Here is an 18079-nt window from a genome sequence, read left to right on the forward strand (position 1 = left end):
CGGCGTCACGCCCGTTGACTTCCGGCCGCGCCTGAGTATGTTCCGCGCCTCTCATTTCCGCGGCTTTCGCCGTCCGCATAGGTATTCACTCCGATGGCCAAGCCCGCCTCCATCAAGATCCGCCTGAACTCGACCGCCGACACCGGCTTCTTCTACGTCACCAAGAAGAACGCCCGCACCATGACCGAGAAGATGGTCGTGAAGAAGTACGACCCGGTCGTGAAGAAGCACGTCGAATTCAAGGAAGGCAAAATCAAGTAAGCACTTGATCGCCTGATGATTTCGAAACGCCCGGTCAGCGATGACCGGGCGTTTTTCGTTGCCCCTCGCTCTCATGGGCCGGGCATGGGAGACTGCAGCCATGACCGACCAGCCTGATGACGCCCCCGCCCCCGCCCCCGAGAACGAAACGCCGGTCCAGCGGGCGCTGCGCCTGAAGCAAGCCAGGATCGCCGCCAAGCCGCAACCGCCGCGTGGCGGCAAGTTCCAGCGCGAGCAGGCCGCCCGCATCGCCGCGGGCAAGTCCAAGCCGTGGATGAGCCGCTAGGCGTCCTTCGGCTCCCGCGTCCGGGTCGGCGGCACGTCGCGCCATGAGCGGCGCTTCTCCTGCAACGCCATGAACTCCGACAGGGGCGCGTCCGGAGCCTTGGTCCAGCCGCCGACGCGCTCGACGTCGTGCTTCAACGAGCTTTCGACCACATCCAGCGCCGCCTCATCCAGCGTCTCGACCACCCCCAGCGCCTGCGAGGCCTTGCGGCGGCTGTTTCGGTTCTCCGCCGCCTTGCGGGCCGGGATGGCCTTGCGGGAGCCCTTGTCACTCTCGCCGTAAGTGTTGCGCCGGTCGTGGGCGTAGCTGAGCGCCTTCTTCTCCTGCGGCGATTTCGGCGGCTTGCTGGTCATGGGCGAAGGCTAGACCACGTCCTGTCCCTGTCAAAGCTGGAGAGAACCAGTTCGCCGTTCTCGTCCGACTGGAAGCCAGCCTTGCCGTCCGCGAGGATGCAGCCGCGCCAGCCCGCGCCCCGTAGGTCGCCGATGCCGCGATCCGCTATCTGGCGCCACTCCGCCTTCGAGAGCAGGCCACGGGCGCCGGGCTGAACCGCGTCGCGGCGGTAGACCACCGTCTGGCCACGCGACTGAATGGAAACGATCTCGTTATAGAAGCTCATCGGGACCAGCGCGTCGGCGGCGAGCGCAGCCTCCAGACGCTGGAACCATACGCGAGCGGCGCCGGGCTTCAGCTCCCCGCCGCAATACGGGAAGTCGTTGGCCTGAACCGGGGTGGCCGGCGCGGCTTCGGGACGAGCGGGCCGGTCAGGCTCGCAGGCGGCGAGCGTCAGGGCGGACAGAAGTACGACGCCGACCGCCCTCATCTCACGCCGCCCTTGCGATCACCTGATTGCGGCCGCGGCTCTTGGCTTCGTAGACGCCTTCGTCGGCGCGTTTGAGCAGGGCGTCAGGGGTGTCGTCGGGGCCCGTGGAGCAGGCGACGCCGACCGAGACGGTGATGGTCAGGCTTTCGGTTCCGCCCATGATCGGGAACGGCAGGGAGGCCACGTCGCGGCGGATGCGATCGGCGACGCGGGTGGCGTCCTCCAGCGAGGCGCCGGGCATGACGACCACGAACTCCTCGCCGCCCAGACGGCACGGCAGGTCGATGGCGCGGACGTTGGTGGCCAGACGGACGGCGAACTCGCGCAGGACCTCGTCGCCCGCGTCGTGGCCGAAGCCGTCGTTGACCGCCTTGAAGTGGTCGATGTCCAGCACGAGGGCGGCGACCGGGTCGCCTCCCTGCCCGGCCCGGCCCATCAGGGCCTGAAGCTGGCCCGCCATGTAGCGGCGGTTGTGCAGGCCCGTCAGCGCGTCGGTGACGGCCATTTCGAGGCTGTAGTCCAGCTTCTGCTTGAGGAAGTCGGCGTAGCGCTTGCGCTTGATCTGGCTGCGGGCGCGGGCGTTCAGTTCTTCCGGATCGACCGGCCTGGGCAGGATGTCGTTGACGCCCAGCTCCAGCGCCTTGATCAGGCGCGGGCGGTCGGCCGGATCGACCACCGCCAGAATGGGCACGCGGCGCGAGGCCTCGGTCGAGCGCGCCTGCGCCACGAAGCGCAGGCCGTCGAAGGCCGAGGCCGAGACATTGACGATCATCAGGTCCACCGGCCCGCGCGCGGCGATCAGGGCGGCGGCGGGATCGGGTTCATGCGTCGGGCGGTGATCGTCCGACAACTGGTCCACGATCTTGCCCGCCTGAAGCGCGCTGTCGTCGACGACCAGAACCCGGCCGCCGGAGCCGCGCAGGCGGCCCGCGCCGTCGGTGTCGACGCCGAAACGACGACCGCTTTCCTCGCGCTCGCGCAGCTCGTCCATGACGGCCTTGAGACGCACCAGCGACTTGACGCGGGCGAACAGGATGACGTCGTCGATGGGTTTGGTGATGAAGTCGTCGGCGCCGGCTTCGAGGCCCCTGATCTTGTCCTCGCGCCCGTCCAGGGCGGTGACCAGAATGACCGGTATATGGCGCGTGACCGGGTCGGCCTTCAGCCGGCGACAGGTCTCGAACCCGTCCATGCCGGGCATCATGACGTCCAGCAGGATGATGTCGGGCCGTTCGGCGGCGGCGACGTCCAGCGCCGTCTGGCCGTCCATGGCCGTCAGCACCTCATAGTATTCGAGGGTCAGCTTGGCTTCGAGCAGGCGGACGTTCGGTTCAACGTCGTCCACGACAAGGATGCGCGCCGTCATCCCGCCCTACCCCAGATGCTTCCGGACGACCTCGAGGAAATGCATCACCGAGATCGGCTTGGAGATATAGGCCTCGCAGCCGCCCTGACGGATCCGCTCCTCGTCGCCCTTCATGGCGAAGGCCGTCACGGCCACCACCGGGATATGGTTCAGCTCTTCATCGTCCTTGAGCCATTTGGTGACCTCCAGCCCCGAGATCTCGGGCAGCTGGATATCCATCAGGATCAGGTCGGGGCGATGCTGACGCGCCAGGGCGAGCGCCTGCAAGCCCTCGCGGGTCTGCAGGGTCTCGTACCCCTGGGAATCGAGCAGATCATGAAAAAGCTTCATGTTCAGCTCGTTATCCTCGACGATGAGGACCTTCTTCGACATCACCACCCGGCCTGTTCGCCCCTCTCAAGCGCGACTGCGCGGGGGCTTTGCCTTCTTCCCTGACAGTCTCAACACGGTTCTCTTAAGTTGACGTGAAGCGGGGGTTTTCCAGCGGTTAACGACAGCGCTGAAGCCAAACCTCCAGGACCTGTCTTTCGCCGGTCGCGGCTTGCCGGAGGGTGACGAAAGCAAGGGGGAACGAGCATCGCCTCGAAGGGGCTCTCGGGATCGGGCGCGGACAGAACCCCTCCGTCACGCCGCGACTTCGCGGCGCGCCACCTCCCCCTTGGCGACGCCAACGGGGAGGAGAAGCGGGATTTTCGGGTTCAGAAGCCCGATTCATCGTCGTCGCCTGCGCTTGCGGAGGCGCGGACGGGGTGGGTTTGGGCCGAGCGCGGGCTCCGGCGGGGGCGCGTCGAAAACCGGGTGTGAAGAGTGTAATGGGTGTGACGGCGGGGACGCCCGCCCGGCCGGGGTTTCCCGCGCCGGATCAAGGCGTTGGTTGACTTCATCGGCGGTGACCGGCAGCCGCGCGCGCATCTGGCGGTCGCGCAGGGCGAGATTGAGGATGCGGCCCCAGCGCAGGGCGAGCTCGACCTTTCCCCGTTGGACGGCGTCGGTCACGCGGGCGGCGGCGAGGCGATAGACCTCCTCCATGTCCGGAAGCGGCGGCGGTTCGTCTTCGAGGGCCAGGTCGCATGTCATGGCGAACAGGATCGCATGCCGGTGCGTCAATATTGGTCGTAAGGGGAGCGGTCCCTCGCCCCCGAGACGGAAGAGCGATAGCTTGCCGACGACGGCTCAGGCACAATCTGACCCCCATGAAATCCATCTGCCGCGATTGCCTGGAGACCGATACGCGCAAGCTGGATCGCTGCGGCGCGTGCGGGTCGCGGCGGGTGGTCAGCCATGACGAGCTGGCCAGCCTGACCCTCGCCCATCTGGACTGCGACGCCTTCTACGCCTCGGTGGAGAAGCGCGACCGACCGGAGCTGCGCGACGTTCCGGTGATTGTCGGCGGGGGCAAGCGCGGCGTGGTGTCGACCTGCTGCTACATCGCGCGGATGTACGGGGTGCATTCGGCCATGCCGATGTTCAAGGCGCTGAAGGCCTGTCCCGAGGCGGTCGTGCTGAAGCCCGACTTCCGCAAATATGTGACCGAGAGCGAGCGCATCTTCGGCGCGGTGCGGGCGCTGACGCCGCTGGTGCAGACCCTGTCGCTGGACGAGGCGTGGATCGATCTGTCGGGGACCGAGCGGCTGAACGGCGGTCCCGCGGCCTTCCAGCTGATCCGGTTGCAGAAATGGATCGAGGAGGAGGTCGGGCTGACGGTGTCCATCGGCCTGGCCCCCAACCGCTTCCTGGCCAAGATCGCGTCGGAACTGGACAAGCCGCGCGGGTTTTCGGTGATCGGGGCGGAGAGCACGGCTCTGCTGGCGCCGAAGTCGGTGCGCATCCTGCCCGGCGTCGGGCCGGTGTTCGGCAAGACGCTGCAAAGCGACGGCTACGCCACCGTGGGGGATCTGGCGAAGGCCGACCTGCGCGATCTGGTGAAGCGATACGGCGAGACAGGGCTGCGCCTGCACGATCTGGCGCATGGCCGCGACGCCCGGGCGGTGAAGCCCGAGCATGACCGCAAGGGGATGAGCGCCGAGACGACGTTCAACGAGGACCTGATCTCGGTGGCGGACCTCGAAAACGAGCTGTGGCCCCTGTGCGAGAAACTGGCGTCCAAGGCGCGGGCCGACGGGGTGGCCAGCCGGGTCGTGGTGTTGAAGCTGCGCAAGACCGACTTCAGGATCATCACCCGCCGGATCAGCCTGCCCGAGCCGGTCCAGACGGCGCGCGCCCTGTTCGCCGCCGGGCGCGAACTGCTGGCGCCCGAACTGGGCGTGCCCTACCGGCTGATCGGCATCGGCATGGGCGAGGTGGTGGATGCGGTGGAGGCCCCGGCGGCGCTGTTCGAGAGCAGCGAGGCGCGGACGCTGAAGACCGAGAAGGCGATTGACGCGCTGAGGCAGAAGTTCGGCAAGGCGGCCGTGGTGGCGGGAAGGGCGTTGAAGTGAGGGAGGAATGAAGAGTGCTAGTGAGCAAAGGAGTGAGCTGCTGTGGCGAGCGGAAAGCGCGATCCGCTCACTTCCTGCTCACTAGCACTCTTCACCCCACCCCCGGCCCCGCGCTAAACCGCCCCAAATCCCATTCGGAGAATCCCATGACCGTCGCCGCCCGTCTCGCCGAACTCGGCATCGAATTGCCCGAACCGGCCAAGGCCGTGGCCAACTATGTGCCCTACGTCCAGACCGGCAATCTGCTGCACATCTCCGGCCAGCTGTCGAACGACGCCTCGGGCGGGCTGAAGGGCACGGTCGGCGCGGACGTGTCGCAGGAAGACGCCGTGAAGGGCGCCCGCATGTGCGGCGTGAACCTGCTGGCCCAGATCTCGGCCGCGCTGGACGGCGATCTGGAGCGCGTGGTGCGCGTGGTGAAGCTGGGCGGCTTCGTGCAGGCCGCCGGTGATTTCGAAGCCATCCCGGCCGTCATCAACGGCTGCTCGGACCTCATGGTCGAGGTGTTCGGCGACAAGGGCCGTCACGCCCGCTCGGCCGTCGGCGTGTACAAGCTTCCGCTGGGGTTCGCGGTCGAGGTCGATGCGATCGTCGAGGTGAAGTGAGCCAAGCGTTGAACATCCTTCTCCCCTCGGGGGAGAAGGTGTCTCGCGGAGCGAGACGGATGAGGGGGCTGCCGGCCTCGCGCTCATCGTCTCGCATCCCGCGGGCTGAAGCATACCCCTCATCCGAGCGGCTTCGCCGCCCACCTTCTCCCCCAAGGGGAGAAGGGTTCCGGTGAGCTTCCAGATCCGCGTCCACAATACCGTCGCCGACATCGGCCGTGACGCGTGGGACGCCTGCGCCGGGCCGACCGGCGATCCGTTCGTCAGCTATGATTTTCTGGACGCCTGCGAGGCGTCGGGCAGCGCTGTGCCGCAACAGGGCTGGGCCGGACGCCATCTGGCGCTGGAGGACGAGGACGGCCGGGTGATCGGCGTCATGCCCCTCTGGCTCAAGGCCCACAGCCAGGGCGAATACGTCTTCGACCACAGCTGGGCCGACGCCTATGAGCGGGCGGGTGGACGGTACTATCCCAAGCTGCTGGACGCCGTGCCGTTCACGCCCGCGACCGGGCCACGCTTCCTGAGCCATCCGGACGCCGACGCGGCGACGGTGCGCGAGACCCTGATCCAGGGGGCGTTGGCCCTGACGGAGCGGCTGGGCGCGTCCTCCCTGCATGTGAACTTCCCCACCCGCGAGGAGTGGGAGGCGATGGGCGAGGCCGGGCTGCTGAGGCGGCAGGACATCCAGTATATCTGGCGCAACGGCGGTTATCAGACCTTCGACGACTTCGTGTCGGCCCTGTCGTCAAGCCGCCGCAAGACGGTGCGGCGCGAGCGGCGCGAGGCCAACGCCGGACTGGATATCCGCGTCCTGACCGGGGCGGGGATCACGGAGGCGCACTGGGACGCCTTCTTCGCCTTCTATCAGGACACCGGCGCGCGGAAGTGGGGGCGGCCCTATCTGACGCGGGACTTCTTCAGCCGCATCGGCGCGACCATGGCCGACCGGATCGCGCTGGTGATGGCGTTCCGGGACGGGGCGCCGCTGGCGGGGGCGCTGAACTTCATCGGGCGGGACGCCCTGTACGGACGACAGTGGGGGGCGCTGGACGAGGTCCCCTTCCTGCATTTCGAGCTTTGCTACTACCGGGCCATCGACTTCGCCATCGAACGCGGCCTGTCGCGGGTCGAGGCGGGGGCGCAGGGCGACCACAAGATCGCGCGCGGCTACCTGCCCTCCCCCGTCTATTCGGCGCACTACATCGCCGACCCGGCCCTGCGCGGGCCGGTGGCGGACTATCTGGAGCGGGAGAGCCCGGCCGTGGAGGCCGAGATGCGGGCGATGGCTGAGGAGCTGACGCCGTTCCGCAAGGCCGGGGATTAGCGCGCGGACTCGCCGCCGATGAACCAGCCGGCGATCCAGCTGACGATGCCGGTGACGATGGCCGCGCCGATGCCGGCGCCGAGGCCCGCGACCGTGAAGCCGCCCAGCAGCCAGGCGACCAGACCGATGACCGCGGCGTTCACCACCAGCAGGAACAGGCCGAAGGTCACCACCGTCAGCGGGAAGGTGAGCACCGTCAGGATCGGCCGCACCACGACGTTGGCGAGGCCCAGCAGGATGGCGGCCAGGGCAAGCGAGCCGTTGTCGCTGAACGACACGCCGGGCACCAGCCGGGCGGCCAGCCACAGGGCCAGACAGGTGACGAGGAACTGGACGATCAGGCGGATCATGGCGAACTCCGTGGGGGAACCTTGACCATAACACGCGAACCGCGATGGGGCTCCCCTCCCCGCGCGCGGATTGCTAGCGTGTGGGTCTCAAGGAGCCCGATATGACCCTTCACGCCGCCTATGACCCCGACAATGTTTTCGCGAAGATCCTGCGCGGCGAAATCCCGTCGGTGAAGGTGTGGGAGGACGAGGACGTGCTGGTCTTCATGGATGTCTTCCCGCAGTCGGAAGGCCATGCGCTGATCATCTCGAAGACCTCGACGGCCCGGAACCTGCTGGAGATCGAGCCGGAGGCGCTGGCCAAGGTGATCGCGGCGACGCAACGGACGGCGAAGGCCATTGAAAGGGCGCTGAAGCCCGAAGGCTTCCAGATCGTCCAGTACAACGGCGAGGCGGGCGGGCAGACCGTCTTCCACCTGCATTTCCACGTCATCCCCCGCTGGGCCGACCGGCCGATGAAGGGGCATGGTCATGCGCCGATGGCGGATGCCGGGGTGCTGCGCGGGCTGGCCGACCGGATCGCGGCGGCGCTCTAGAGCGGCCAACGAACGCAAAGAGAAACTGGCCTACAGCGGTCCTCTGAAAATGAACCACGCCCCGGCGATGATCAGGGTGAAGCCGACCGCGTGGTTCATCGTCAGCTTCTCGCCGAGGAAGGTGACGGAGAAGACGGCGAACACGATCAGGGTGATGACCTCCTGCATCGTCTTCAGCTCGGCGGCCGAATAGACCTGATGGCCGATGCGGTTGGCGGGCACGGCCAGGCAGTATTCGAAGAAGGCGATGCCCCAGCTGACGATCACCACGATCCACAGCGGCTTGGAGCCGAATTTCAGGTGCCCGTACCAGGCCAGCGTCATGAAGACGTTGGAGGCGACCAGCAGAAGCACCGGCGCGATATGGGGAATGGAGATCGGCACGTCGGCTCCCGCTTGCGTAACGCCTCTTGCGCCAGCATAAGGACCGCCCGTCAAGCGGGGCGCCGGATTAGCACAGCGGTAGTGCAGCGGTTTTGTAAACCGAAGGTCGGGGGTTCGATCCCCTCATCCGGCACCATCTTCTCCTCCCGTCAGAAGACCAGCTTCGTCCGGGCCTCATGCAGGCGGGCGAAATGGGCGGCGGCGTGCGGGCCGAACAGCAGGGGCTCGGCCGAGTGGGCGTCCTCGATCACCGCCAGAACAGCGTCCAGCGCCTCTTCACGGGACGGGGCGGCGGCGCTGTAGGCCAGCCGGTCTAGCAAGGTCATCAGGGCCTGACGCCGTTCCAGCGCCTGCGCCTTCAGCACCCTGTCCCCGGCGGCGGCGCGACGGGGCGGCAGGGGCTCGTGGAAGACCGGGATGTCGAGGAAGCCGTCCTCGACCGGCGGCCCCATCTCGGGCGCGGGCGGACGGGGGCGGACGACCTTTTTTGGATCCGCGAAGGGCGTCTGGACCGGGGCCTCGGGCACGACGGCGGCGACCGCCTCGTTCAGCCTGCCGCAGCGACGGCAGCGCTCGGCGCCGTCGGCGTCCGAACGGACATAGTCGTGCCTGCAGAGCAGCGGCTTGAGCGGCGACAGCATGATCCAACCCCCGGATGACCGGAGATCAACCCGCGCCGCCGCCTTGTCAATCGGCCCGTCAGCCGCCGCCCAGGGCCACCGCGACCCGATAGGTCACAAAGGACGCAAGATAGGCCAGACCGAACATGTAGACGATCATGATCCAGGTCCAGCGCAGCGAGTTGGTCTCGCGACGGACCACGCCCAGCGTCGGCAGGCACTGGGGCGCGAAGATATACCAGGCCAGGAAGGCCAGACCCGTCGCCAGCGACCAGTTGGCGGCCAGAACGCCGGCCATGGCGCTGGTGGCGTTCTCGGCGTCGGCGACCGAATAGACGGTGCCCAGGGCGGCCACGGCCACCTCGCGCGCGGCCATGCCGGGGACCAGCGCCACGACCATCTGCCAGTTGAAGCCGATGGGGGCGAACAGCGGCTCCAGCGCATGGCCGATCATGCCCGCGAAGGAGTAGTCGATAGCCGGGCCGGTCGCGCCCTCGGGCGGATAGGGGAAGGTCGACAGGAACCAGACGGCGATCATCAGCGGCAGGATGATGCGGGCGGCGCGGTTGATGAAGATCTTCGCCCGGAGCCACAGATTGAACAGGACATTCTTCAGGTCCGGCACCTTGTAGGCCGGAAGCTCCATCATGAAGGGCTCGGTCGAGCCTCTCCAGAAGATCTTGCGGATGACGAAGGAGACGGTCAGGGCGCTGACGATGCCCGCGGCGTACAGGCCGAACATGACCAGACCCTGCAGGTTCACGAAGCCCCAGACGGTCTCGTTCGGGATAAACGCGGCGATGATCAGGACATAGACCGGGATGCGCGCCGAACAGGTCATCAGCGGCGCGACGAGGATCGTGGTCAGGCGGTCGCGGCGGTTGTCGATCACCCGCGTCGCCATGATGCCGGGGATGGCGCAGGCGAAGCTGGAGAGCAGCGGGATGAAGGCGCGGCCGTGAAGGCCCGCCCCGCCCATGATCCTGTCCATCAGGAAGGCCGCGCGGGACATGTAGCCGAAGTCTTCCAGCGCGATGATGAAGGCGAAGATGATGAGGATCTGCGGCAGGAAGACCAGCACGCTGGCCACGCCGCCGATCAGGCCGTCGACCAGCAGGCTCTGGACCAGAGACCAGACGCCCTCGTCCGGAATGACGGCGGCGACGCCCTGCCCCAACAGGCCGATGCCCGCCTCGATGCCGTCCATGGCCGGGGCGGCCCAGGCGAAGACCGACTGGAACATCACGAACAGGATGCCCAGCAGGATCACCAGACCGGCGACCGGGTGCAGCAGGACGCTGTCGATCTTGCCGGTCAGGGTGTCCGGCCGCTCGGGCGGCAGGACGTAGGCCTTCATGATGCGCTCGGCCTCGCGGGCCTTGCCGCGCAGGGCCTCGGCGTCGGGGGCGACCCAGTCGCTGTCGCCGAAGGACGCGTTTGCGGCCAGGGTGTTCTCGACCTCGGCGACCAGATCATCGATGCCGCGACGGCGGGTGGCGACCGTGGTGATGATCGGCACGCCCAGTTCGGCGCGGAGCCCCTCGAGGTCGATGCGCAGGCCCTGACGCTGGGCGATGTCGAACATGTTGAGCGCCAGCACCATCGGACGTCCGATGGCCTTCAGCTCGAGGATCAGGCGCAGGACGAGGCGCAGGTTGGTGGCGTCGGCCACGGCGACGATGACGTCCGGCGGCGTCTCGCCCGCCAGCCTGCCCAGCACGGCGTCGCGGGTGACTTCCTCATCCGGGCTGCGGGCGCGCAGGGAGTAGGTGCCCGGCAGGTCGAGGACCGAGATCGAACGCCCGGAGGCCGAACGGATGAAGCCCTCCTTCCGCTCGACGGTGACGCCGGCGTAGTTGGCGACCTTCTGGTGCGACCCGGTCAGGGCGTTGAACAGGGCGGTCTTGCCGCTGTTCGGATTGCCGACGAGGGCGATGCGGGCGGTCTTGAGCGCGATGTCCATCAGGCGGCGTCCAGCTGGACGATCAGGCTGGCGGCCTCGTGGCGGCGCAGGGCGACGCGCATGTCATCGACCTTGATGGCGATGGGGTCGCGCCCGAACAGGCCCTCGTGCAGCAGCTCGACGCGCGCGCCCTCGACGAAGCCCAGCTCCAGCAGACGGCGTTCCAGTTCGACCGCATCGTTCTGGTGATGGCAGTGCTCGCCGACCTTGACGATGACGCCGCGTGCGCCCTTGCGGGCCTCGCTCAGTTTGAGGGTGTCGGACATGAAACTCGTATAGGACGCCGGCGCGGAAAGGGCGCGCCATTTCTGACAGTGATTATCAGGTGCGGCGCCCCAGCGTCCACCCTGCCGAAGCGTCGCAGGCAGTTGTCCCGACACGTCATTGGTCTATCACTGGCGCGGAAATCCGGAGCCCCGTCATGCGCCGCAACGCCCTCGCCTTCCCCCTCGTGGCCGCCCTGGTGAGCCTGTCCGCCTGTGGCGACGGCGGCGCCGCGAAGGCGCCCGCGACCCCGCCCAGACCGGCGATGACGCCGGAGCAGAAGGCGGTCCTGTTGGCCGCCCTGCCCGCCCCCTACAATCAGGGTGATCTGGAGAACGGCCGCCGGGTCTTCTCGCGCTGCCGCTCGTGCCACACGGTCGCCGAGGGCGGCGCCAACATGACCGGGCCGAACCTGTACGGCGTCTTCGGTCGCAAGGCGGGCGGCGTTGAGGGCTACACCTACTCAACCGCCGTGAAGAACGCCGGCTTCGTCTGGGACGCCGAGCATCTGGATCACTGGCTGGAGAACCCGCACACCTTCCTGAAGGGCACGAAGATGAGCTTCGCGGGTCTGGATAATCCGACCGACCGCCGGGATGTCATCGCCTGGTTGAAGGTCGAGACGGGGTATGTGGCGGAGGGGGCGGCAGCCGCTCTGGTGGCGGCGCCTGTTTCCGCGACGGCTCAATAGTCGGACGTCGTCGTTCCGGGCTTGAGCCCAACGATCAGAGGTGGATGCGTCCGTGGCTGAACGGCGGCCAGTTTGGCCGTCGTGTCTACAACGTCCGAATGTGGCTTGTGCTCCGGTAGGACGCTATAGCTGCACGATAGAGGCCGAAGTTTCAGGTATAAATTCTGATGTCACGCATGGCTGAGTACCTGCGCCCGGTCGAGTTGAAACTCTGGAGAGCCTGCGCCCAGATTGAAGAGTTAAAAGCTACGCTTGGCACCTGGAGCTCCGAGAACCCGATTGTCGGGCGCGGCGAGCTCTCCGAAGATCGGATGACATTCCGCCTCATCGCGGAAACTGGGGATTTCACACCCAACTTAGAATGCTTTGGATTGGTGATCGGCGAAACCGTCCACAACCTCCGGTCGGCACTTGATAACCTTGCCTTTGCGCTGGCCCGACTGCGCGCCGATCCCCCGGCTAACCCACGTAAAATCGCCTTTCCGATTTTCACAGACGCCACTCGCTATCGTTGTTCGCCTGCCGTCGCGTCTCTTGACCAACTACCAATTGAGGCTGCGGCCTTGATTGAGCGACTGCAACCCTATCACCGACAGAAAGCAGATATTGAAGGAAACCCGGAGTCGGACCCTCTCGTGCTCCTGCAGGAGTTGAGCAACGATGACAAACATCGAATTCCTTCGGTTGCACTTCTGCTTCCTCATGAAATTCAGGTTCATCATAGCATCGAGTTTTACAGCGATGCGGACGCGGAGGATAATGTCCCGCCCGTCATTAGCGTATGGGGCGATGAAATACGAAATGGTGTGCCGTTAATTCAACAACGCACTACCAAACCAATTCAGCGTGCTTCTGGTACAGCAAGCTACAATGCGATTGTTGCGGTCAGGGTGGGCAGTTTAATCTATCCAGTCGATGAGCTCATGATCAAACTTCACTTTTACGTGGGCTTGGTGGTTGAGCAGTTTGCGCCACTATTCGAAGCGTCCGCCTCAAAAACCTAATGCCCAACCCACGGACACTCCCAAGGTCCGCGTTCAGCAGGCCCGGAGCCCACACAAGCTGTCGTCATCCCGGCGAAGGCCGGAATGACGATAACAGCAAAGGTCAGCCTCTTTGGGCGGGGGCCAGTTCGGCTCACAGGCGGGTGACTGCCCGCGACCCACTGCGGACTTCCGACCGTGAGTTGGCGCTGTCTTGACGTCTCCTCCCCGTTGCGGAGCAATGGGGAGGGGGACCGCGAAGCGGTGGAGGGGCTTTTGAGTTCCGAAGGTTCTGTCTCGCGAGCGCGCATCCACCGTCGAGCCCTGACGCCGCGGGAGGCCCGACTATGGGTTTGCTTGCGGCGTCGCGCTCTGGCCGGCCTGAAGTTCCGCCGCCAGCATCCCATTGGCCCCTATGTGCTCGACTTCTACTGCGCCGAAGCGAAGCTGGCGGGTGAGGTCGATGGCCAAAGCCATTCCCACCCCGACCGCATCAACCACGATCGTCGCAGGACCGCGTGGCTGGAACGGCAGGGACTGGCCGTTTTGAGGATCGCCGCCGAAGAGGTGCGGACAAACCTTGACGGTGTTCTGTTGTCGCTACGGATGGTCGCCGAGCGGCGCTTGGGGTGAAGCCCCCCTCCACCGCTTCGCGGTCCCCCTCCCCATCGCGGCGCGACGGGGAGGAGACGCAGGGCCAGCGTCAGGTGCAGGCGCAGAGGGACCGCTCAAGCCCTCTCCCATCGGGAGAGGGAAGAACCTACTCCACCCGCTTCGTTTCGGCGCTCGCTTCCTGGGCTTCCCATTCCTCGATCTTGCGGGCGGTCCACTCCGGCGACTTCGTGAAGCGCGCCAGAACGCCGTAGATCACCGGCACCACGAACAGCGTCAGGATCGTCGCGAACATCGCGCCCGAGAAGATCACCACGCCGATGGTCTGACGGCTGCCGGCGCCCGCGCCTTGCCACAGCATCAGCGGCAGGGCGCCGAAGGCGGTGGCGATCGAGGTCATGATGATCGGCCGCAGACGCAGGGTCGAGGACTCGATGATCGCGTCCCGGATCGAGCGCCCCTGATCGCGCAGTTGGTTGGCGAACTCGACGATCAGGATGCCGTTCTTGGCCGCCACGCCGATCAGGATGATCAGACCGATCTGGGAGTAGATGTTCAGGCTGGAGCCCGCCATCACCAGACCGAACAGACCGCCCGCCGCCGCCAGAGGCACGGTCAGCATGATGACCGCCGGGGTGATCCAGCTTTCGAACTGGGCCGCCAGCACCAGGAAGACCAGCAGCAGGGCCAGGGCGAAGGCCCAGACCACGGCGCCGCCCGCTTCCTGCTGATCCCGCGCCGCGCCGCCCCACTGGGTGGTGGCCACGCCCTGCGGCTGTTGGGCCGCGACGCCGTTCAGGAACTGGATCGCATCGGCGATTGTGTAGCCGGGGTTCAGGTCCGCCGAGAGGCTGATGGAGCGCTGGCGGTCCAGACGACGGCGATCCGGCGTGTCACCCGAGGTCTGGGTGGTGACCACCGCCGACAGGGGCACCAGCGCGCCGGCGCCGGTGTTGACGTACAGGGCCTCCAGATCGCTGACGTTGCGACGGTTCTCGCGATCCGTCTGCAGGATGACGTCATACTCCTGACCGCCGCGCAGATAGGTGGTCGCCCTGCGTGAACCGAACATGGTCTCCAGCGTGCGGCCGATGGCCTGGGAGGACACGCCGAGAACCGCCGCCTTCTCCGGATCGACATCGACCAGCAGGCGCGGCGAGTTCGGCTCATAGTTCAGGCGCGGACGAGAGAAGCCGGGGTTCTCCAGCGCCGCGGCCAGCACGGGCTGAAGCCAGTTGTAAATTTCCTCGTACTCGGACCCGGTGACGACCATCTCGATGGAGTTCGAGTTGCCGCCGCCGCGCTGGAAGGCGCCGGGGGTCGAGGCGTTGACCTGGGCGTCGGTCTGGCCGCGCAGCTTGCGGTTCAGGTCCTGCGCGATCTCGTCGGCCGAACGGGAGCGCTCGGACCAGTCCTTCAGGGTCAGGGTGGCGTTGCCGGAGTTGTAGCTGCCGCCGCCGAAGCCGGGGGCGGAGATCAGATAGCTCTCGACCTCGCCGCCCGCCTTGTACTCGGCGAGGATCGGCTCGAGGCCGAGCATGATGCGGCGGGTGTAGTCGAAGCCCGCGCCTTCGGGGCCCTGGACGCGCACGGTGACGCGGCCGCGATCCTCGGGCGGGACCAGTTCGTCGGGCAGGGTCATGAACATGACCGTCGCCCCCGCCGCGACCAGAACGATGACGCCGATCACCCCCGCCAGCGCGACCCTCGAGCCCAGCAGGGCGCCGAGGGAGGCGCCGTAAGAGTTTTTCAGCCGGTCCATCGCCCAGTCGACCCGCTTGGCGACAAAGCCGCCGGTCTGGGCCGGCTTGAGGATCTTGGACGCCAGCATCGGCGACAGGCTGAGCGCCAGGAAGGCCGAGAAGGCCACGGCCGCGGCGATGGCCGCCGCCAGCTCGACGAACAGGCGACCGACGTATCCCGGCAGGAAGAGCAGCGGCGCGAAAACCGACAGAAGCACGACGGTGGTGGCGACGACGGCGAAGAAGACCTGACGCGCACCGCGCTCGGCGGCGACCAGCGGCGGCTCGCCGTGATCCAGACGACGCTGGATGTTCTCGACCACCACGATGGCGTCATCGACCACCAGACCGATGGCCAGAACCAGGGCCAGCAGGGTCAGCAGGTTCAGCGAGAAGCCCAGCGGGGCCAGCACGATGAAGGTCGCGAGCAGGCAGATCGGCGCCACGATGGACGGGATCAGGGCGGCCCGCAGCGAGCCCAGGAAGATGAAGTTGACCAGGGCCACCAGCGCCATCGAGATGCCGATGGTGATCCACACCTCGTCGATGGCGTGTTTGGTGAAGACCGAGTTGTCCGAGCCGACAACCAGTTCGGTGCCTTGCGGCAGACTGGGACGGATGTCCTCGATCATCCGGTTCACGCCCTCGGAGATTTCGAGGTCGTTGGACTGGGCCTGACGGGTGACGGCCAGACCGATCTGGTCCAGCCCGTTGCCGCGGAACAGGCGACGGTCTTCCTCGGGCGCTTCCTCGACGCGGGCGATGTCGCCCAGACGGGTCACATAGCCGGCCTGCCCCTGAATGGCGCCGGACGCGCCGCTGGGCAGGGCCGCGTTGTTCGAGGCCTGACCGCTGGTGTTGTTCGAGGCGGCGGCGTTCGAGGCCGAGCCGCGCGTGCCGATGGGCAGCTGGCGGAAGTCGTCGGCGCGGGCGTAGGTGCGGGCCACGCGGACGGTGTAGTTCTTCTCGCCCGACTCCAGCGTACCGGCCGGAAGCTCGATGTTCTGGCTGGTGAGGGCGGTCTCGACGTCGGTGACGGTCAGGCCGCGCGCGGCCATGGCCGCCGGGTCCAGCCAGACGCGCATGGAGTAGCGCTGCTCGCCGTAGATCTGCACCTGGGCGGCGCCGGGCACGGTGGCCAGACGGTCGATCAGATAGCGGTCGGCGTAGTCCGTCAGCTCGAGCCGGTTCAGGCTGCTGGAGCGCAGGAACAGGATGATGATGGGCTGGCTGTCGCTGTCGGCCTTGGCCACTTCGGGCGGATCGGCCTGATCCGGCAGGCGGCCGACCACGCGCGAGACGCGGTCGCGCACGTCGTTGGCGGCGTCGTCGATGTTGCGGTCGAGCGAGAACTCGATGCTGACGCTGGAGCGACCGTCACGGCTGGTCGAGGTGATGCGCTCGACGCCCTGGATGCCCGCGATCTGCTGCTCGATGGGTTCAGTGATCCGGCTTTCGATGACCTCTGCGGAGGCCCCGGCGTAGCTGGTGTTCACCGACACGATGGGCGGGTCCACGTCCGGCAGCTCGCGCACCGGCAGGAAGAAGAAGGCCGCGGCGCCGATCACGCAGAGCACGATCGCCGCCACCGCCGCCATGACGGGGCGGCGGACGGAAACGTCGGACAGCATCATTGGGCGGCGCCCCGCTGACCGGCTGCGCGCTGCCCGCCGCCGACCGTGACGGGGGCGTTCGGCTGGATGCGGTTCAGGCCCGAGCCGACGACGCGGTCGCCGTTGTTCAGACCGCTCAGGATTTCGACGTAGCCGTTCTCGACGGCCCCGGCCTCGACCTCGACGCGCTGGGCGATGGTCCCGCGTTCGCCGGTGGCGATGCGATAGACGAAGGCGCCCTCGCCCTCATACTGGATCGCCGCCTCGGGCACCGCGACGCTGGTGCGGCGGCCCTGCTGGACGGCCACACGCACGGCCATCCCGGGACGGATGCGGGCGCCGGGGTTGGGGATTTCGGCGCGGGCGGTGATCGAGCGGGTGGTTTCGTTGACGCGGGTGTCGATCAGGGCGATCCGGCCGGTGAAGACCTCGTCGCCATAGGCGTCGATGGTGGCCGTGATCGGCACGCCGGGGCGCAGGACCGACAGGTAACGCTCGGGGATCGGGAAATCGACGCGGACCACCGAGATGTCGTCCAGGGTGGTGATCACCGCGCCCGGGTTGACCAGGGTGCCCGCCGTGACGGTGCTGAGACCCAGCACGCCGGAGAAGGGCGCGCGGATGGTGCGGTCGCCGGCGCGGGCCTGCGAGGCCTCCAGCGAGGCGCGGGCCGATTCCAGCTCGGTCTCGTACTGCTCCAGCATGGCGGCGGAGGCGAAGCCGCGCTCGTTCAGGGTCTTGTAGCGCTCATACATGGTGCGAGCGCGGGCCACCTGGGCGCGGGCCTCGGCGATGGCGGCGTCTTCCTCGCGCGCCTGCAGCTGGACCAGCGGCGTCCCGGCGGCGACGGTCTGGCCGTCGGCGAACATCACGCGGGTGATCAGTTCACTGGTCGAGGAGGTGATGTTGACCGAGCGACGGCCGCGGGCGACGCCCAGAACGCGGATCTGGTCGCTGAACTCACGGGGTCCCACGACGGCTTCGGACACGGCCTGACCCCGGCCGCCGCCGCCCGGACCGCGCCCGCCGCCCTTTTCTTCCTCGGCGAAGGCCATGCGGAAGACAACGGCGACGACCATCAGGACCAGAACGGCCGCGGCGACGATGAGGAAGAAGTGACGCTTGATCACGCGGCTGGCGCTCCGAATCCAGGGACGAGCCGACTTAGCGGCTACCGCCGTCGACGCAACTAAAGTTCATGTAACGGGATCGGTTTCG

21 protein-coding genes and 1 tRNA gene are annotated in these 18079 nt (G+C 67.3%); 11 read left to right on the forward strand and 11 right to left on the reverse strand.

Annotated elements, in window-relative coordinates; genetic code table 11:
• Nucleotides 1-93: 93 nt before the first annotated feature.
• Together rpmG and ACODRV_RS08415 are read left to right on the forward strand one after the other, a co-directional pair.
• Entirely contained in the window at nucleotides 94-261 is a 168-nt protein-coding gene (gene rpmG / locus ACODRV_RS08410; RefSeq protein WP_029417689.1) for a 50S ribosomal protein L33, read from the forward strand.
• Between the two features lie 100 nt (nucleotides 262-361).
• Nucleotides 362-547, forward strand: a complete 186-nt coding sequence (locus ACODRV_RS08415; RefSeq protein WP_488908018.1) for a hypothetical protein — start codon at nucleotides 362-364, stop codon at nucleotides 545-547.
• On the opposite strand, the gene ACODRV_RS08420 is transcribed toward ACODRV_RS08415, so the two are convergent.
• Genes ACODRV_RS08420 through ACODRV_RS08435 form a run of 4 tightly spaced genes read right to left on the reverse strand, consistent with a single transcriptional unit; the run spans nucleotide 544 to nucleotide 3108 of the window.
• A complete protein-coding gene (locus tag ACODRV_RS08420) occupies nucleotides 544-900 on the reverse strand; it encodes a hypothetical protein (RefSeq protein ID WP_488908019.1) in 357 nt (118 codons plus the stop codon). The two genes, ACODRV_RS08415 and ACODRV_RS08420, sit on opposite strands and share 4 nt — an antisense overlap.
• A complete protein-coding gene (locus ACODRV_RS08425) occupies nucleotides 897-1370 on the reverse strand; it encodes a hypothetical protein (RefSeq protein ID WP_488908020.1) in 474 nt (157 codons plus the stop codon). The genes ACODRV_RS08420 and ACODRV_RS08425 overlap by 4 nt, the downstream gene beginning before the upstream one ends.
• A 1-nt stretch (nucleotide 1371) precedes the next feature.
• Nucleotides 1372-2736, reverse strand: coding sequence for a PleD family two-component system response regulator (locus tag ACODRV_RS08430; RefSeq protein ID WP_488908021.1), 1365 nt, complete (start codon nucleotides 2734-2736; stop codon nucleotides 1372-1374).
• Nucleotides 2737-2742: 6 nt separating this feature from the next.
• Entirely contained in the window at nucleotides 2743-3108 is a 366-nt protein-coding gene (locus ACODRV_RS08435) for a response regulator (protein WP_141626327.1), read from the reverse strand.
• Between the two features lie 498 nt (nucleotides 3109-3606).
• On the opposite strand from ACODRV_RS08435, the gene ACODRV_RS08440 reads away from it, so the two are divergent.
• From ACODRV_RS08440 to ACODRV_RS08455, 4 genes are all read left to right on the forward strand, one after another.
• Complete coding sequence (locus ACODRV_RS08440) at nucleotides 3607-3855, forward strand: hypothetical protein (RefSeq protein ID WP_488908022.1); 249 nt, start codon at nucleotides 3607-3609, stop codon at nucleotides 3853-3855.
• A 74-nt stretch (nucleotides 3856-3929) separates the two neighbouring features.
• The gene (locus ACODRV_RS08445; protein WP_488908023.1) at nucleotides 3930-5174 is read left to right on the forward strand and encodes a DNA polymerase IV; all 1245 of its coding nucleotides are present in this window, start codon (nucleotides 3930-3932) and stop codon (nucleotides 5172-5174) included.
• A 146-nt stretch (nucleotides 5175-5320) separates the two neighbouring features.
• Nucleotides 5321-5779, forward strand: coding sequence for a RidA family protein (locus ACODRV_RS08450; protein WP_141626324.1), 459 nt, complete (start codon nucleotides 5321-5323; stop codon nucleotides 5777-5779).
• Between the two features lie 172 nt (nucleotides 5780-5951).
• Entirely contained in the window at nucleotides 5952-7103 is a 1152-nt protein-coding gene (locus ACODRV_RS08455; protein WP_488908024.1) for a GNAT family N-acetyltransferase, read from the forward strand.
• On the opposite strand, the gene ACODRV_RS08460 is transcribed toward ACODRV_RS08455, so the two are convergent.
• Nucleotides 7100-7453 carry a phage holin family protein gene (locus ACODRV_RS08460; protein WP_488908025.1) on the reverse strand — a complete coding sequence of 118 codons (354 nt, stop codon included), beginning with the start codon at nucleotides 7451-7453 and terminating at the stop codon, nucleotides 7100-7102. The genes ACODRV_RS08455 and ACODRV_RS08460 overlap by 4 nt on opposite strands.
• Before the next feature lie 101 nt (nucleotides 7454-7554).
• Here ACODRV_RS08460 and ACODRV_RS08465 point away from each other — a divergent pair, with 101 nt between their 5' ends.
• Entirely contained in the window at nucleotides 7555-7989 is a 435-nt protein-coding gene (locus tag ACODRV_RS08465) for an HIT family protein (protein ID WP_488908026.1), read from the forward strand.
• 30 nt (nucleotides 7990-8019) lie between these two features.
• Here ACODRV_RS08465 and ACODRV_RS08470 read toward each other — a convergent pair whose 3' ends face one another.
• A complete protein-coding gene (locus ACODRV_RS08470) occupies nucleotides 8020-8373 on the reverse strand; it encodes a DMT family protein (protein ID WP_141626320.1) in 354 nt (117 codons plus the stop codon).
• Between the two features lie 61 nt (nucleotides 8374-8434).
• Here ACODRV_RS08470 and ACODRV_RS08475 point away from each other — a divergent pair.
• Nucleotides 8435-8509 (forward strand) — tRNA-Thr (locus ACODRV_RS08475).
• A gap of 13 nt (nucleotides 8510-8522) precedes the next feature.
• On the opposite strand, the gene ACODRV_RS08480 is transcribed toward ACODRV_RS08475, so the two are convergent.
• From ACODRV_RS08480 to ACODRV_RS08490, 3 genes are read right to left on the reverse strand one after another with little or no spacing between them, the layout of a single operon-like run.
• Nucleotides 8523-9014, reverse strand: coding sequence for a hypothetical protein (locus tag ACODRV_RS08480; RefSeq protein ID WP_488908027.1), 492 nt, complete (start codon nucleotides 9012-9014; stop codon nucleotides 8523-8525).
• A 58-nt stretch (nucleotides 9015-9072) separates the two neighbouring features.
• Nucleotides 9073-10956 carry a ferrous iron transporter B gene (gene feoB / locus ACODRV_RS08485; protein ID WP_141626318.1) on the reverse strand — a complete coding sequence of 628 codons (1884 nt, stop codon included), beginning with the start codon at nucleotides 10954-10956 and terminating at the stop codon, nucleotides 9073-9075.
• The gene (locus ACODRV_RS08490) at nucleotides 10956-11222 is read right to left on the reverse strand and encodes a FeoA family protein (RefSeq protein WP_141626317.1); all 267 of its coding nucleotides are present in this window, start codon (nucleotides 11220-11222) and stop codon (nucleotides 10956-10958) included. Before ACODRV_RS08490 ends, feoB begins: the two co-directional genes overlap by 1 nt.
• Before the next feature lie 155 nt (nucleotides 11223-11377).
• Here ACODRV_RS08490 and ACODRV_RS08495 point away from each other — a divergent pair, with 155 nt between their 5' ends.
• From ACODRV_RS08495 to ACODRV_RS08505, 3 genes are all read left to right on the forward strand, one after another.
• The gene (locus ACODRV_RS08495) at nucleotides 11378-11911 is read left to right on the forward strand and encodes a c-type cytochrome (RefSeq protein WP_488908028.1); all 534 of its coding nucleotides are present in this window, start codon (nucleotides 11378-11380) and stop codon (nucleotides 11909-11911) included.
• 176 nt (nucleotides 11912-12087) lie between these two features.
• Nucleotides 12088-12915, forward strand: a complete 828-nt coding sequence (locus ACODRV_RS08500; protein ID WP_488908029.1) for a hypothetical protein — start codon at nucleotides 12088-12090, stop codon at nucleotides 12913-12915.
• Nucleotides 12916-13158: 243 nt separating this feature from the next.
• A complete protein-coding gene (locus tag ACODRV_RS08505) occupies nucleotides 13159-13527 on the forward strand; it encodes an endonuclease domain-containing protein (RefSeq protein ID WP_488908030.1) in 369 nt (122 codons plus the stop codon).
• 127 nt (nucleotides 13528-13654) lie between these two features.
• Here ACODRV_RS08505 and ACODRV_RS08510 read toward each other — a convergent pair whose 3' ends face one another.
• Nucleotides 13655-16879: an efflux RND transporter permease subunit gene (locus ACODRV_RS08510; RefSeq protein WP_488908073.1), complete on the reverse strand. Its 3225-nt coding sequence runs from the start codon at nucleotides 16877-16879 to the stop codon at nucleotides 13655-13657.
• Nucleotides 16879-17991 (reverse strand): efflux RND transporter periplasmic adaptor subunit, encoded by a 1113-nt coding sequence (locus ACODRV_RS08515; protein WP_488908031.1) that lies wholly within the window; start codon nucleotides 17989-17991, stop codon nucleotides 16879-16881. Before ACODRV_RS08515 ends, ACODRV_RS08510 begins: the two co-directional genes overlap by 1 nt.
• Nucleotides 17992-18079 lie beyond the last annotated feature (88 nt).

It is taken from the genome of Brevundimonas sp. FG8 (assembly GCF_057808845.1).

Coding starts and splice junctions, on each gene's coding strand:
- rpmG (WP_029417689.1), top strand. CDS start 94: ATGGCCAAGCCCGCCTCCATCAAGATCCGCCTGAACTCGACCGCCGAC.
- ACODRV_RS08415 (WP_488908018.1), top strand. CDS start 362: ATGACCGACCAGCCTGATGACGCCCCCGCCCCCGCCCCCGAGAACGAA.
- ACODRV_RS08420 (WP_488908019.1), bottom strand. CDS start 900: ATGACCAGCAAGCCGCCGAAATCGCCGCAGGAGAAGAAGGCGCTCAGC.
- ACODRV_RS08425 (WP_488908020.1), bottom strand. CDS start 1,370: ATGAGGGCGGTCGGCGTCGTACTTCTGTCCGCCCTGACGCTCGCCGCC.
- ACODRV_RS08430 (WP_488908021.1), bottom strand. CDS start 2,736: ATGACGGCGCGCATCCTTGTCGTGGACGACGTTGAACCGAACGTCCGC.
- ACODRV_RS08435 (WP_141626327.1), bottom strand. CDS start 3,108: ATGTCGAAGAAGGTCCTCATCGTCGAGGATAACGAGCTGAACATGAAG.
- ACODRV_RS08445 (WP_488908023.1), top strand. CDS start 3,930: ATGAAATCCATCTGCCGCGATTGCCTGGAGACCGATACGCGCAAGCTG.
- ACODRV_RS08450 (WP_141626324.1), top strand. CDS start 5,321: ATGACCGTCGCCGCCCGTCTCGCCGAACTCGGCATCGAATTGCCCGAA.
- ACODRV_RS08460 (WP_488908025.1), bottom strand. CDS start 7,453: ATGATCCGCCTGATCGTCCAGTTCCTCGTCACCTGTCTGGCCCTGTGG.
- ACODRV_RS08465 (WP_488908026.1), top strand. CDS start 7,555: ATGACCCTTCACGCCGCCTATGACCCCGACAATGTTTTCGCGAAGATC.
- ACODRV_RS08480 (WP_488908027.1), bottom strand. CDS start 9,014: ATGCTGTCGCCGCTCAAGCCGCTGCTCTGCAGGCACGACTATGTCCGT.
- feoB (WP_141626318.1), bottom strand. CDS start 10,956: ATGGACATCGCGCTCAAGACCGCCCGCATCGCCCTCGTCGGCAATCCG.
- ACODRV_RS08490 (WP_141626317.1), bottom strand. CDS start 11,222: ATGTCCGACACCCTCAAACTGAGCGAGGCCCGCAAGGGCGCACGCGGC.
- ACODRV_RS08495 (WP_488908028.1), top strand. CDS start 11,378: ATGCGCCGCAACGCCCTCGCCTTCCCCCTCGTGGCCGCCCTGGTGAGC.
- ACODRV_RS08500 (WP_488908029.1), top strand. CDS start 12,088: ATGGCTGAGTACCTGCGCCCGGTCGAGTTGAAACTCTGGAGAGCCTGC.
- ACODRV_RS08510 (WP_488908073.1), bottom strand. CDS start 16,879: ATGCTGTCCGACGTTTCCGTCCGCCGCCCCGTCATGGCGGCGGTGGCG.